General features: G+C 48.6%; 9 protein-coding genes, 4 pseudogenes and 1 riboswitch. Of the genes and pseudogenes, 6 read left to right on the top strand and 7 right to left on the bottom strand.

The window, feature by feature from the left end; genetic code table 11:
- Positions 1-194 precede the first annotated feature (194 nt).
- The 7 genes and pseudogenes from ACTWJ7_RS30880 to ACTWJ7_RS30850 all read right to left on the bottom strand — a co-directional run bounded on the left by ACTWJ7_RS30880 (position 195) and on the right by ACTWJ7_RS30850 (position 6453).
- Positions 195-938, bottom strand: a complete 744-nt coding sequence (locus ACTWJ7_RS30880; protein ID WP_301880807.1) for a MerR family transcriptional regulator — start codon at positions 936-938, stop codon at positions 195-197.
- A gap of 333 nt (positions 939-1271) precedes the next feature.
- Positions 1272-1936 (bottom strand): annotated as a pseudogene (gene thiE / locus ACTWJ7_RS30875) (thiamine phosphate synthase).
- The gene (thiD, locus tag ACTWJ7_RS30870; protein ID WP_301880805.1) at positions 1936-2748 is read right to left on the bottom strand and encodes a bifunctional hydroxymethylpyrimidine kinase/phosphomethylpyrimidine kinase; all 813 of its coding nucleotides are present in this window, start codon (positions 2746-2748) and stop codon (positions 1936-1938) included. Before thiD ends, thiE begins: the two are co-directional and overlap by 1 nt.
- Positions 2745-3557, bottom strand: a complete 813-nt coding sequence (gene thiM, locus ACTWJ7_RS30865; protein ID WP_301880804.1) for a hydroxyethylthiazole kinase — start codon at positions 3555-3557, stop codon at positions 2745-2747. The genes thiD and thiM overlap by 4 nt, the downstream gene beginning before the upstream one ends.
- A 303-nt stretch (positions 3558-3860) precedes the next feature.
- The gene (locus ACTWJ7_RS30860; protein ID WP_301880803.1) at positions 3861-4928 is read right to left on the bottom strand and encodes an ABC transporter substrate-binding protein; all 1068 of its coding nucleotides are present in this window, start codon (positions 4926-4928) and stop codon (positions 3861-3863) included.
- A 31-nt stretch (positions 4929-4959) separates the two neighbouring features.
- A pseudogene (locus tag ACTWJ7_RS30855) lies at positions 4960-5735 on the bottom strand (ABC transporter permease).
- A gap of 13 nt (positions 5736-5748) precedes the next feature.
- Positions 5749-6453, bottom strand: coding sequence for an ABC transporter ATP-binding protein (locus ACTWJ7_RS30850; RefSeq protein WP_443146195.1), 705 nt, complete (start codon positions 6451-6453; stop codon positions 5749-5751).
- A 230-nt stretch (positions 6454-6683) separates the two neighbouring features.
- A riboswitch (TPP riboswitch) is annotated at positions 6684-6786 on the bottom strand.
- A 328-nt stretch (positions 6787-7114) separates the two neighbouring features.
- Here ACTWJ7_RS30850 and ACTWJ7_RS30845 point away from each other — a divergent pair.
- The 6 genes and pseudogenes from ACTWJ7_RS30845 (at position 7115) to ACTWJ7_RS30820 (ending at position 14933) form a co-directional block, all read left to right on the top strand.
- Entirely contained in the window at positions 7115-7990 is an 876-nt protein-coding gene (locus tag ACTWJ7_RS30845; RefSeq protein ID WP_094938439.1) for a radical SAM/SPASM domain-containing protein, read from the top strand.
- Positions 7991-8356: 366 nt separating this feature from the next.
- Positions 8357-9025, top strand: coding sequence for a pectate lyase (locus ACTWJ7_RS30840; protein WP_024628995.1), 669 nt, complete (start codon positions 8357-8359; stop codon positions 9023-9025).
- Between the two features lie 638 nt (positions 9026-9663).
- A pseudogene (locus ACTWJ7_RS30835) lies at positions 9664-10256 on the top strand (ECF transporter S component).
- A pseudogene (locus tag ACTWJ7_RS30830) lies at positions 10257-11766 on the top strand (ABC transporter ATP-binding protein).
- Positions 11741-12535: an energy-coupling factor transporter transmembrane component T family protein gene (locus tag ACTWJ7_RS30825; RefSeq protein ID WP_301880799.1), complete on the top strand. Its 795-nt coding sequence runs from the start codon at positions 11741-11743 to the stop codon at positions 12533-12535. The pseudogene ACTWJ7_RS30830 and the gene ACTWJ7_RS30825 overlap by 26 nt, the downstream one beginning before the upstream one ends.
- A 109-nt stretch (positions 12536-12644) precedes the next feature.
- A complete protein-coding gene (locus ACTWJ7_RS30820; protein ID WP_301880798.1) occupies positions 12645-14933 on the top strand; it encodes an outer membrane protein assembly factor BamB family protein in 2289 nt (762 codons plus the stop codon).
- Positions 14934-14958 lie beyond the last annotated feature (25 nt).

Here is a 14958-nt window from a genome sequence, read left to right as displayed (position 1 = left end):
AAAGCCCGTTCACATTGCGGCTGAGATACGAAAAAGGGGACGTAGGCCAATGGCGTACGTCCCTTTTTGAATGAACTCAGCAAGAGGTAGATCCAAGTGATCTTCTAACGTTCTAATCGTCCAAGTAAGGACATGAATACCTAATTGTGGTGGACATCGGATGAGGCAAAATGGAACTACAGCTTATTGCCTGATTAGCTGTTTCGATCAGCAAAGGCATTCATGGCATCCCGCATAAATACAGCCAAGCCTTCGCCGAATTGATCAATATTGCGTGTAAAGCGTTCGTCTTCCACGTACATCTGCCCTAGCCCTTTGAAAGCTTCAGGTGAATAATTACCCATGTTGTTCAGATAGGTGTACCATTCCGAGATACCGGCTTGAGCTTCGGCAGATGTGGGGTCAATGTGACGAATTGCTGCCAGTCGGGTGTAGATTGAGTTCATTTGATCGGATAGGGCTTTTTGCTTCTCAGGAGGCTGGTTCTGTAATTTTTGATTAGCCTGATCTACGGCTTGGTCTCCCCAACGTTCCCGCGCTTCCTGCTCATACGGATTATGACTGAAATTAAACCCTTCGAATTGTTCCTTGGCTGTCATTTTAATTTCTCCTCTCACGTGTTGAACTGATTTATCAATGGTGGCAATCATTTGGTCCAACCGCTGGCGCTTCTCCAGTAGAATACGGCGATGCATATTTAGGGCTTCCTCCTGATCGAAAGAGGGATTGTTTATAATTTTCTTGATATCTTTCAGGGAGAAATCGAGTTCTTTGAAAAATAAAATCTGCTGCAGCATTTCCAGATTGGCATCTGAGTACAGTCGATACCCGGCAGAAGTCACTTCGTCCGGTATTAACAGTCCGATCTCATCATAATGATGCAGTGTGCGCACACTGATCCCGACAAGTTCGGCTACTTCTTTTACTTTCATGGCCATGATTAAAACCTCCTTACACCACCGATTGTACAGCGTCACGTTACGTGAGAGTCAACAGGGAAAATGAAAAACAAGATGCGAGCATGGAAACCGCATCTTAAGAATGGATTGGGTGACTGAACAGTGGAGTAAATGTGTAATGAGTAAATCATTGAAAGCTTGGATAATTTCAATAATCCGTTGCTTACAGGAGTATTGCTTGTCCATGTTATAGACTGTTGCGCTGTATGGGTAGTGAGACTGCCTCCTCTATTATGGAGAGGAGGCAAAGTGTGTTAGGCTGCACCATGCACTTGGTGCAGCACAAGGGCTGGCGGTGCAGGGAGCACATGGCTACGCCTGCATCCCGCGCACCGCCGCAGCGAACTGCGCAGCCGCTGCGCGCACATCGGCCGCGCCCGCGATGGCGGAGATGACGGCTACGCCGTCGGCTCCTGCCGCCATCACGGCGGCCGTGGTATCGGCGTAATGCCGCCGATACCTACCACCGGAACTGCGATGCCTGCTGCGCGCAGTTCGGCCACCCCGGCGGGGCCCAGCACAGCGTGGGCATTCGCTTTGGACCGCGTCGGGTACATGGGCCCGACGCCAAGATAGTCGGCGCCCGCCTGCACGGCACGGCGGGCTTCCAGCGCGGAGTGGGCGGATACGCCAAGCATCCGCCCTTCTCCGATGCGGGCGCGTACCAGCGCCGCGTCCGCATCGTCCTGGCCGACATGCATGCCGTCGGCCTCCACCGCTACAGCCAGCTCTACATCATCGTTCACGATGAACGGTATGCCGTGCTGGCTGCACACCTCGCGAAGCCGCATCGCAAGCGTGATGCGTGCTTCGCCAACCAGAGCGCCAGTTCCTTTTTCCCGGAACTGGAACATCGTAATGCCGCCAGCGATGGCCTGGCGAAGCACCTCCACCGGGTCACGCGTCGTATTCATGCTGCCCATCACCAAATACACCTGCATCACACGGCGTATCGCATCTGCATCTAGACCGCGCATCACTGCTCACCCCGCTGTCTGCGCTGATACGCAAAATGATTCGTCGGCCCATGCCCGGCCCCAATCCCTAGCTCATCTTCGATAGCCGCCTGAATGAATGCTCGCGCCGTCGTGACGGCAGCAAGCACAGAGGAACCCTTCGCCAATTCGGCAGTAATGGCTGCAGAATACGTACATCCCGTTCCATGGGTATGTCGTGTCACCACCCGAACATTCTCCAGGTAATGAAATGACTGCCCATCATAGAGCACATCGACAATCATGCCACTTCCCTCATCATGACCACCCTTCACCAAAGCATACGTCGAGCCCATCTGCACGATCCGCTTGGCAGCTTCTTCACGCTGACCCAAATTCATAATGGACATCCCGGTGAGCAGCTCGGCTTCCGGAATATTCGGTGTCGTGATCAGTGCATGAGGCATTAACTCTGTAATTAGCGCCTGAACGGCTTCCTGTTGTAACAGGGGGGCGCCGCCTTTGGCAACCATAACCGGATCAATGACCAGATTGGACCAGGCATATTGCTGCCATTTCTCCGCGACCAGCCGAATGATCTCGGCACTGTAGAGCATGCCTGTCTTTACCGCTGAGGGCTGAAAATCATCACCGGTTGAATCTAACTGTTGAGCGATACCTTCATATGAGATAGGGAAGACGCCCTGCACACCTGTTGTATTTTGGGCAGCAATGGCTGTAATTACAGTCATGCCGTATACGCGGAGCTCCTGAAAGGTCTTCAGATCGGCCTGAATTCCAGCGCCGCCGCCATTATCCGAACCTGCGATCGTCAAAGCCTGCGCAATACTCATTGCGCACCTCCATCGATCTGGCGAACCTGTACCCGTTTTGCGATAATGTCAGGTGTCACTAGGGCCAGTTGATTCAGCAATTCGATTTGGAAGCTGCCCGGTCCCTGGTCAGCGGTACGTTCCGCCGCAATTTCTGCTGCAATGCCATAAAAAGCGAGTGCTTCCACAACGCTGTTCAGCAAATCGTCACCTGATTTCGCTATGGCTGCAAAAGCACCAATCACTGAACTGAGCAAGCAGCCAGCACCGGTCACTTGGGTAAGCAAGGCATGTCCATTACTCGTCAGGAACGTCGTTTGTCCATCCGTAATAACATCCTCTCGTCCGGTAATGACAACCACACAGCCGAGTTTTTGTGCCGCCCGTTCGGCTATTCCGACGCGATCTCCCTCGCCTTGACCTGCATCCACGCCTTTGATACTCCAGCTCTCACCGATGACATTGGCGACTTCCGCCACATTGCCACGCAATACCGTAAGGCGAAGCTCACGAAGGAGCATCTGGACCGTTTCCGTACGATAGGGGGTTGCCCCAGCTCCGACCGGATCAAGCACAACAGGCACGTTATTTGCATTCGCCGATTGACCAGCCAGGCGGATCGCTTCAACTACCCTTTCGTCCAGAGTGCCAATGTTCAATACAACCGCTCCTGAAATTTTGGCGACATCTGCCACTTCTTCATGCGCATAGGCCATAAAGGGAGATGCACCGAGTGCAAGTAAACCGTTGGCGGTAAAGGGAGCAACGACAATATTAGTAATGTTATGAACAAGTGGATTTTGCGTACGAACACGTTCCAGATAAGACATATGAGATCCTCCTTATAAATAAGCAACTTGATCAAAAATCGCAGGCAGGGATGGTTGCCTTTATATCAGTTGTTAATTCTGCAACATTTGTTGAATTATGTGGGTTCCAATAAATGATGGGAGTTAAAAACTATTCACGGATAGCTGTAAAGTCCATTTGTAAAGCTTAATTCAAGATCCAAATCCTCGATAAGAATTCTATTCGTCCAGGAACTGAATCCCGAATCTACTCAGGTAGTTCCGACATGGATAATGAATGACAACTTTCGAATTTTGCTTGATCTCATTCAGCAAGCGATTTCCTTACTCGCCCTGCAAGTTAATAAAAGCATCCTCAGCCTTCACGGAATCTGGAATCAATTCACTTTGGAGCAGCCATGCACGAACGTTTTCCCAAGACGAGGCGTCCTGTCCACCAAACGGCTGACCTTCTTCATTCATCAGGGGCAGTAAAATATTCAAGCTTTTGGTTTCGATCTCCGGGTCAAGCGGAGAGGTTTCGTTCTCATGTGCGAGCAGAATGTTCAACGCGTCCTCGGGGTGTTCCGTTACGTATTTCTGTCCTTCCTGTATGGCTTTGATAAAGCGTGTAAGCTGATCCTTTTTCGTTTCAATGCCCACCTCACTTGCAGTGAGGACCAGTTCATAATAATCAGGTACGCCGTAATCGACGGGATTGAATGAATTTATCGCATGGCCTTCTTTTTCCAAAATCAATAGCTCATGGTTAATAAAACCACCCATAATGGCATCCGCCTGTCCGGAAGCGAGGGAAGGAATCAGGTCGAATCCCACATCCACAAGATCCATCTTGTCAGGATTACCTCCATCCTGGATGATCATCGTACGCACCATCGCTTCGTACAGGGGAATTGAGGAATAGCCGACAGTGAGCCCTTCAAGATCTTTTGGCGACTTTACTTTACCATCTGCTTCAGTCAACAGATGCACAAGCGGATGCCTAACGATGGCTGCAATGGAACGTACAGGAATGTTCTCCCCACGCGCGAGCAAAATTTGCGGCTGGTAGCTTAGTGCCAGATCGATTTTCCCCGCAGCAACAAGCTTGAGTGAGTCATTCGTATCGGCGGGCATCTGGACATCGACATCCAGACCTTGGTCCGTGAAGTAACCTTTCTCCTGTGCAACATAGATGAAGGAATGTACTGCATTCGGGTACCAATCGAGCATGATGGACAGCTTATCTTTGGAATCTGATGACGTTTTGGTCGCAGATGATTCTGTATCTTTTACATCGGGAGCTGAATCAATAGCAGGTGTGTTGGTACCCGTATTTCCGCACCCGCTAACGATCAGCATCAGGGTTATAAGAAGGAGGGGGAGCAGGGAATAGATATGCTTTGTATTCATAATTTAAAGTTCCTCGTTTCCTTTTTCTGTTTTAAAATCTACCTGCATGACGTTTTGTAGCGAATCTTCTCTCCAGCCATGCAATAAGTACAAACAGGGCAATACCAAGCAGGGATAACAGCACAATAGCGGCGAACATGGCATCCGTGTTCATATTGCTCGACATTCTGCGGCTGAAATAGCCAAGGCCCTTACTTCCGCCGAGCCATTCTCCAATCGTTGCACCAACTACGCAGTACACCACAGACATCTTCAGTCCTGAAAAGAAGGAGGGAAGGGCAAGTGGAATCTGGAGTTTACGAAAAATATCCCACTTGTTGGCCCCCATCGTCAGCAGCAGTTCACGCTGTTCCGGATCACCTTGGCGCAGGCCATCATAGGTGCTCACGACAATCGGGAAGAACGCGATCAGGAATACCACCGCGACTTTGCTCCACAGCGTGTAGCCAAACCACAGGATAAAGACGGGGACAAAGCGATTAGTGGAATCGTCTGACTAATTACGATGAAGGGATATAACGCCTTTTCAATGGATCGGTTCATATGCATGCCTGTCGCAAGTGCAATTCCGGCACCAATGGACAAGCCAAAACCAACGACAACCTCCATCAAGGTAGCAGGTAAATGTGTAGCCAACAGGAGTCGGCGATGCTCATATAGCGAACTGGCAATTGCCGTAGGGGCTGGAATGATGAAGGAGGGCACCCATCCCATATTCACAATCCACTCCCAGATGACGAGCAGTAACAGCATGAGCAAGAGAAACAGACCATAACGGGCAAGCCAACGCTTTACACTATCCTTCATGCTGCATCTCCAGTTACCGTTTCGCATGCAATTGTTCCTCCAGTAGTCGTCTCATCTGAACGAGAGCCGGTTCATAGATCATGTCTGAATGTCTTGGACGCGGCAAAGGTACCGTTATATCCTGCAGCTGTTGGCTTTGTCCCCCTGGAGTTAACAGGATAATTCGATCACTGAGCAGCAAGGCTTCTTCAATATCATGCGTGATGAACAACACGGTTTTGCCCAAACTTCCCCAGAGTTCTAGCAGCCAGCGATGCATCTCCCGTTTGGTCAGGGCATCGAGTGCACCGAATGGTTCATCCAGCAGCATCAGCTGGCCGCCTGTAAGCAGGGTGCGCAGCATTGCGACTCGCTGCCGCATGCCGCCGGACAGTTCGTACGGATACGCATGCGCGTAGCCGGATAAGCCAAATCTGTCGAGGCCAGCCAGGATGTCCGCCTGCGTCTTTGCCTTGTCCTGCCGCCCTGAAGCAAGTTCGGAGGGGAGCATGCAATTCTCCATGACGGTTCGCCAAGATAACAGGAGGTCCTTTTGCGGCATGTAGGCCACGCGTCCAAGCCGCTCTCCTTCGCGAACCCACGGAATTTCGATGGTTCCGTGGGTTGGCTCAAGCAAGCCTGCCAGCAGCTTGAAGAGAGTGCTTTTACCGGAGCCGCTGGAACCGATGAGGGAGACGAATTCGCCTTCCGCTACACGCATCGACACATTGGAGAGCACGGGGAATCCCTTTTTTTCGGGAAAGCAAAGCTCATGTTGTGAATGGTTATGTCGTTATCCATCTCGTCCCGTTCCCCCTTCTGATTCAAACTTCAAACTGCGGGATCTTTAATTACACCTTCTGATCTGCCGCAGAACGCGAAAAGACCCACCCATTTCCAGAGAAATGAGTGGGTCTATACGTTCAATTCATATTAAATTTCATCATTAACATGAAAAAATCCGCTTACGGATAGGCCGCTCCACTTCCCTCCGCTGGTATAATCCAGATCAGGTTCAAAGGGTCCGAATCGTTCGATTCGTCTCAGCCGCAAGGCTCCCCTAGTGCAATGTTCAAGATATGCAGTTGTGTGTTCAGCATATATCACATGCAAGTGGAATGTAAAGAGGGCGTCCTAAAAGAAGTGCGAGGAATGTGAGTTAGGAAAGTAACCCAAGATTCTAACCGTTTGAATGAACAGCGAATTAAGCTCTTCGATCAGAAGGGCAACTGCTCAGATGTACAAGTAAGAAGACGCCCGGGAAGGGAGGAAAAGAAAATTAACATGCGGGTCGATTTACCTTGGCTCTCTAACCCGATATAATAGTGGTGGCACATATGGGCCGGATCATAAATGAGGGTGGGACTGTTCTCCCTCCTGAGCAGAATGGGGACCCCGAGTTGAAAACGTTCAAGAAAGTATATATTGAGATCACAAGTATATGTAATCTGGCATGCAGCTTCTGCCCGCAGACCAAACGTGCCAAAAATTTCATTGACCCTGAAGTCTTCAACAATATATTGGATCAGATCAAACCCCATACCAAGCATATTTATTTACATGTCAAAGGTGAGCCGCTGCTTCATCCCAAAATTGATTTGTTACTCGATTCCGCGCATGAGAAGGGGTTCAAGGTTAACATTACGACGAATGGTACACTGCTGCCCAAGACCCAACACAAGTTGCTCGGCAAACCGGCGCTGCGTCAGATGAACTTTTCTTTGCACAGCTTTGATGGACACGAAGGTTCGACAGATCGTGAGGGCTATCTGGGCAATGTGTTGTCTTTTGTCCGGGAAGCAGTGAAGCACAATGTTATTATTTCTTTCCGTCTCTGGAATCTGACACAGGATAACTTCACAAATGCCCAGATGAACCGTAACCGGGAGACGCTGGAGGTTCTTGAACGGGAGTTTAATCTGGATTTCCGCATTGAGGAAAAGGTGGTGCCAGGCAGCGGTGTGAAAATTGCGCATAATGTGTACCTCAATCAGGATCACGAATTCCAATGGCCGAGTCTGGATGCACCGGAAGATGACGGTAAAGGCTTCTGTCATGCGCTTCGCAGTCAAGCAGCTGTGCTTGTCGATGGAACTGTGGTTCCATGCTGCCTCGACGGTGAGGGTGTAATTAACTTGGGCAACGTTCACGAAAAGTCGTTCTCGGAGATAGTAGATGGTGAACGAGCAAACAATCTGTTCTATGGTTTCTCCAAACGGGAAGCGGTGGAGGAATTATGTCGGAAGTGCGGATATCGTCAACGGTTTGGAGCCTAAAGTGTAATTTTTAAATAAAATCAGAGATCAAAATAATAGAGACCACATTGTCTGGAAACAGATGAAGTGGTCTTTCATTTTTTCTCAGAACGATAAAGGAGCATCTAACCATAGATTACGAGTTGTAAATGAAGCATACCCGAAGTTGAGATCGGCACATCCGATGTTGAAGTGCGCTGCAAAAAATGCCGAGATCACAGGCATGATGCTGTCGTTTCTATATCTAAGCTAATGATTATTATCGTAACATCCCTTTTTTGGTAGGATTAGGGTAGGTTCCGAACCAGAGGTGCACCTCTGAAGGGGTTCCGTAAGGACAAGCTCTTGCTTGTACGCCAAATATCAGAATAAGGGAGGATTTAAGTTATGAAAAAAATGTTGACGTTGTTGCTGTCCGCCGGTCTGGTCGCTTCATTATTTGGTGCAATCCCCGCTTTAGCTGCACCTACCGTTGTAAACTCAACAATTATTGTAGCCAAGGGTGAAACGTTTGACGGCAAAGGCCAAACCTATGTAGCTAACCCCTCCACACTGGGAGATGGATCTCAAGCAGAAGATCAGAAGCCGGTATTTCGCTTGGAGGCAGGCGCTACGCTCAAAAATGTGATTATCGGTTCGCCTGCAGCTGATGGTGTTCATTGTTACGGTAACTGTACGATATCAAATGTGGTTTGGGAGGATGTAGGCGAGGATGCTCTGACTCTGAAGTCAGCCGGCACGGTCAACATTACGGGCGGGGCAGCTTACAAAGCCTATGATAAAGTGTTTCAAATCAATGCAGCGGGGACGATTAACATTAAAAATTTCCGTGCAGACGATATTGGCAAGCTGGTGCGTCAAAATGGTGGAACAACCTTCGCCGTGAACATGACGCTCGACAACTCGGACATTTCCAATGTCAAAGATTCTATTATGCGTACGGACAGCAGTACATCGCAAGGGAAAATTACAAATACACGTTACTCCAAAGTACCGACCTTGTTCAAAGGCTTTGCATCAGGCAAAACAAGTCAATCCGGGAATACACAATATTAAATACGGGGCGTGGCGGTTCGTAATCATTTTCCTATAAACGAGTTGAAGCATGCCAATTAAAAGGGGCTGTCCCATAAGTCATGACAATGACGGGGACAACCCTTGTTGGCGTTATTTTTGGTCTAAATGAACCTGACACACGTCATTCGCTCCCGTTTGCACCGTTGTGAGATGTCAGAAGCATATTTCCGCAAGAAGAATCATATATTTAATCACTCTTTCCCCTAGGTTAAACTAGATTTTCTCTTATCGGGATTGTCACAAATACCCATGTGTTGTACAGTAGAAGCAATGAAATAAGTGAACCGGGAGCTCAATGAAGTTGGGCTGAGAGAGTGGCCTTGTGCCGCTGACCGTTTATCTGATCTGGGTAATGCCAGCGTAGAGAACATGAATTTGCGATGTGCAATGGTAAGGATTAAGGATAAGGAATAGATGATAGATGTCAGCGTTTCTTGGGTGCAATGGGATTTTTTCTGATGTGACGGGGATGGTGTCGTTTGTTTCTTCTTCTCCATATTTGCCTAATCCGTAGCATCGTGAGAATTGTAAACTGTGCGTATGGCCTGCCTGGTAACCGGGGAGGCTTTTTTGTTTTTTTTATAATCCAAGGGAAACAGAGGAAGGAAGTAGAGAACATGTCGACAGAAGTACGCAGTAACAAATTGAAATTAACCGATATCCTGGTAACGATCGTGATTGCGGTTGTGTTTGGAGTAATCTACAAAATATGGGGGCCTACGTATGATCTGATGAAGCCGTTCGGCGTTCATGCAGAGCAGATGATCTATGGCATGTGGTTTATGGCGGGCACGTTTGCTTTTGTCATTATCCGTAAGCCGGGCGTGGCTATTCTCGCTGAAGTTGCGGCATCAACAGTGAGTGCTTTTCTAGGAAGTGAATGGGGGATGTCCACACTGGTGTATGGCTTGTTTCAAGGACTGGGGCAGAGATATTCTTTGCTGCAATGCTGTATCGAAAAACGAACCTGTTTGTCACCTGCCTCGCAGCGATTGGAGCAGCAGCTGCATCGCTATTGCTGGATTATCAGTACGGGTACATCGATTCACTCTCGGCGTGGAATTATACGCTGTTTATCGGCTTCCGCTTCATAGGTAGTATTCTGATTGCGGGTGTATTCGCCTATTATCTGGCCAAAGCGCTGGAGCTGACAGGGGTTACGCGCTCACTCAGACCAGTTTCAAAGCAGGATTATGAGGCATTGGACTAGATGATCACGAAGGGGAATGCGCAGGCGGCAGGTGTTACGAATCTAAGATGCAAGTTCCCGGGAGAGAAGGCCTTGGTGTTTCAAGGCCTGTCTCTCTGTGCGTCAAGGGGAGAAAGTGTTGTTACTTGGACCCAGTGGCTCGGGCAAATCGACCTTGTTGCAAATTCTGAGCGGTCTGATTCCGCGATCTGTGGAGATTCCGATGAAGTGTGACGATATACAGGTGCCTGAACAGCCCGGCATTGTTTTTCAAGACCCGGACACCCAGTTCTGTATGTCATATACGGATGAAGAGATTGCTTTTGTCCTTGAAAACCGGAATATTCCACGCGAGCAGATGCCAGTTCTTATCCATCAATACTTGGAACAAGTAGGATTACACTTTGAACATAATCGAACACTGATACAATCCATGTCTCAGGGCATGAAGCAGCGTCTTGCGATGGCTTCGATTCTTGCGATGGAGCCGTACGTACTCTTTTTGGATGAACCAACGGCGCTGCTGGATGATGAGGGAACCTCACAGGTGTGGGATACGGTGAAACAGATTGCACAGGACAAAACACTCATTATCGTTGAACATAAAATTAATGAAATTGTCGATTGGGTAGATCGAATCATCGTATTGTCGCCTGAAGGTAAGATTGTAGCGGATGGCCCTGCGAATCAGGTGTTTACGGATGGACGGAATATGCTGAGAGAATACGGAATCTGGTATCCAGGGGTTTGGGAAGAGCGGGGCCAGACGAGGTCACAGGTGTTGGTCAACCAAGAGCCTATTATTCTTTATGCGACCGCAGAAACTGAAAGTATGGGTAACAAAGAAGAGCGAGCTTCTGCTCAGCTCCGGCCAGCCCTGGAAATGCAGAAATTCACCGGATGGCGCGGAAAAACGCCATTCATTCAGGTGGAACAGGCCAAGGTATGTTACGGAGATTGGGTGGGGATTGTCGGAGCTAACGGGGCAGGTAAAAGTTCATTATTGCTGTCCATGATGAATATCCTAAAAACGACAGGTCATTATGTTGTGGAAGGACAATCGGCCGGAAAAACGGAACAGCTTGCAGATCACATTGCCTTTGTATTCCAGAATCCTGAATTTCAATTCGTGACAAATACGGTCAGGGATGAAGTGGGATTTTCCTTGCTGGGCGGCAAACTAACTGCCAAAGAAAGAAATGTTCGGACTGATCATATGCTGGAGCAATTCGGACTGACAGAGCTATCCGAGCGGCATCCCTACCAACTGTCGATGGGACAGAAACGCCGATTGAGTGTAGCGTCTGCTCTGGTGCGAGAACAGCGTATTTTGTTACTGGATGAGCCTACATTTGGACAGGATGCGCGCAATACCTTTGCCATGTTATCACAGCTGGAACGGCTGCGGCGTGAAGGGACAGCTATTGTGATGGTTACGCATGACCGGGAAATTGTGAAGCGTTATTGCAACCGGGTCTGGACGGTGGATGAGGGGAGGTTAACGGATGCAGCTCTCGTTTCCTCATCGTGAGACCTGGCTTCACGCGGTGAATCCGGGATTGAAAATGATTTTCCTGACATTGCTGTTTGTCTTCGTCATTCTTGTTCACAACCTGAATGTAATGGCTAATGTGGCAGTTGTCATGCTGTTATTGTTGGTCTGGACAGGTCACCCATGGCCCAGGTTATTGCTGTACGCGTCTCCGTTCGTTCTGGTATTTATCTCCACCTCTACAGGAATGATCATGTTTGGTAAGGGCGAGACCACCTGGTTTCAGTGGGGATTGATTCATATTACCGAAGAGAGCTTCTATCGCGGGTTGCACCTAGGATTTCGTTCGCTGAGTATGGCGGCTGCCGGATTATTGTTCGGCCTGACGACCAAGCCTGTTCGACTTTTTTATTCCCTTATGCAGCAGTGGAAGCTTCCACCCAAGTATGCTTATAGTTTTCTGGCGGCCATGCGCATGATTCCGATTTTACTGGATGAATTCCAGACGCTGCGTTATGCCATCCGCATTCGGGAAACGAGGCAGCGCGGCTCCCGCTGGAATGTATATGGCATCCTGAAACGATATGCTATTCCACTACTTGCACAGAGTATCCGCCGTGCGCAGCGTATGGCGGTGGCGATGGAAGCGAAGGGATTCAAGGAAGGCGGGAGCCGGACGTTTTATGTTCAGATTGGGTACTCCCAAGCGGATGTATGTTTTGTGGGGTATTTTATCATTATGTTAACGGCTGCTTATATATTGGGAATGACATTCCCTTATAATTCAATGCTTGTGGATGTAAGGTGAGACCTGTAATTATTTCACGCTTGGTAAATATACTTGGGAGTAACAGTAACTTTTCCTTGTTCAAAACGTCTTTATTGGAAATAACTTCAAATAGATGAGGTGAACGAGCGTGAAGAGAGGGTCGATGTGGCAAAAGACGGGGTACCTATGGATCACTGTAGCTGGAATATCGGCCGTACTGGTTACGGCGTTCATGCTGGTGGAAATGGATACGGAACCACGGGCAGGACAGGGCTCCGGTTCGACAACTCAAGCCTTGTCTGCACAAGCGAAAACGACTTATAAAAAGGGAGATACCTTGAATTTGGAGGCAGGTATGCCCCTGTACACCCAAGTTATAGATAACAAAGTGCCCGTTGATCTGATGGGAATACAATACTACACCTCCAGCAATGCAAAAATTAAAATACAAGCCGTTCGCGGCGAATGGATCAAATTCGAGGATTACAGCAGAGGGGAATTCTGGATTCCCGGCTGGTACGCATCCAAGGAAAGTCGAAGTTTGAAGACTATAACTCCCCAAACGTTCAGTCTTCGTCCCGGAAGTAAGCTGTATCTGGCTCCGGGAAGCTCGACAAGCTGGGCTCCAAGTCCATCCCTTACAGACCAGGCGGTGATTGTTGCAGCGATGAAGGATTGGTATGGCGTTTCCATCGCTCCACGAAGCTGGAACAAGGAATCATTCACTTATCGACCTGCACTGCTCTGGATCAAGGCACAGAGTATAGAGCAGCAAGCCATTGTAGCGGATGGTTGGTTTCAACAGGATGCATCGCAGTCCGCGTTGGCTGTACGCCATTTGACGGATATCATGTTGAACAAAGAAACAACCTCCAAACAAGTCAAACAATGGCTTGGTGAACCGGACTGGAAAGAGAATTCGGCCAATTTGAATGACACGGGTTATGCAATGAGTATTGGACAGACCTGGCGATATGAGCGAACAGATGCCCAATTTCTGGTGACATTCAATAAGAACGGCAGGCTTGCCAGAACACGCTGGAACATACCGCAAGATGATCCAAACAAGGTGGAGTCCGATTGGAGCTTCGGTCGTTCGGATGAATACGAATTCACCACCAAAATCACAGGCAAATCATTGCCGATAACAATACCTTGGAAACCCATATGGACGAATCAAGGGGATATCAACTATACCTTTTTGCAAGCAGCGACGAATGATGTGCTCCTGATGAAAGGGGATGACGGTGGATTTAGTGGGGGTTACTACGAAGGTTCCATATACGCCCTTAATCGTCATTCAGGCCAGAAACTATGGCAGATCAATTCAGGGTATGGTGCGCTGCAAGCATATATAGATACCGACCGTGAAGCTGTGACGATATATACAAGTTACGACCCAGATAAGAAAGAATACATGGATCGTATACGCCATCTCCGGTTGAAGGATGGAGAGGTCACTTGGGAGTACACCCCACAGAAACAAATCAGATTGAAAGGCATTACTGCCGCAAAGAATGTAGTCGTTGTTGATAGTCCGGTTGTTGAAGGCTCAAGCAATAGCTGGTTAACCGTGTTGGACAGCAAGAACGGAAAAACATTATGGAAGCGTAAACTAACTGCCGGCTATGAATTATTAAACAAGAGCGCAGAAGATCCTTATGTCATGTATTGGGAAAAGGATAAATTGATTGCAGCCGATCCGCGATCTGGCCGTACGGTGTGGAGCATTGCTGTGGCAAAATCGACGATAGAGCCTCTGGATCGGAATCCTTATTTTGATGGAATCATCCGCCTTGATCCGTTTGCAGCTGCACAGCCAGAACGCTGGATGCTGCTGGATGACCTGTGGGTGCTGGTCGATCTGAGCACAGGTAAGAAGCATGCACAGTTTCCAGCCCGGATGGGACAGCAAATCGAAGTGCTGAATGACAGCATGATACTCATCCGTGAGCACAAAAACGGGGAAATGTATGGTGATTATGCAGATTTCACAACCACCTTGTATGATGCCAAGAGTAGTAAAAAACGATGGACGCTGAACGACAAAATTGAACGGGTCCTCGTGGAGGACGATCAATTATATGTAATCCAAAACGGTTATCCAGCAGCCCTTGCATATGATACAGGAGAAACACGTTGGAATGCACAAAACACGATTTCGTCACTTCGATATCCTACCAATCAGGGGAGTTACCTAGTGATTGATGATCAGCTTTTGCTGCCGATGGGTGAGGATCTTCTGATCATGGATAAACATGATGGTACCTTGATTGGCCGTGTACATGACGTTGTAATGGGAAGCCCGGAGCATCGTGATCGGGATGCGAAGAATGGAACCATGAATCGGCTCGGAAATGAAATCTATATCGGGTCGTCCAACGGACGGTTCAGTATGTATGAAGCAAGTGACTTGAACATAGATATCTCACGTTAAAGCTTGTTTCATGTCGAATGATGAT

It is taken from the genome of Paenibacillus sp. 1A_MP2, assembly GCF_052244825.1.
GTDB classification, from domain to species: Bacteria; Bacillota; Bacilli; order Paenibacillales; family Paenibacillaceae; genus Paenibacillus; species Paenibacillus vandeheii.
This window is presented reverse-complemented; position numbering and strand designations above follow the sequence as displayed.

Coding starts and splice junctions, on each gene's coding strand:
- ACTWJ7_RS30860 (WP_301880803.1), bottom strand. CDS start 4,928: ATGAATACAAAGCATATCTATTCCCTGCTCCCCCTCCTTCTTATAACC.
- ACTWJ7_RS30825 (WP_301880799.1), top strand. CDS start 11,741: ATGCAGCTCTCGTTTCCTCATCGTGAGACCTGGCTTCACGCGGTGAAT.
- ACTWJ7_RS30840 (WP_024628995.1), top strand. CDS start 8,357: ATGAAAAAAATGTTGACGTTGTTGCTGTCCGCCGGTCTGGTCGCTTCA.
- thiD (WP_301880805.1), bottom strand. CDS start 2,748: ATGAGTATTGCGCAGGCTTTGACGATCGCAGGTTCGGATAATGGCGGC.
- ACTWJ7_RS30880 (WP_301880807.1), bottom strand. CDS start 938: ATGGCCATGAAAGTAAAAGAAGTAGCCGAACTTGTCGGGATCAGTGTG.
- thiM (WP_301880804.1), bottom strand. CDS start 3,557: ATGTCTTATCTGGAACGTGTTCGTACGCAAAATCCACTTGTTCATAAC.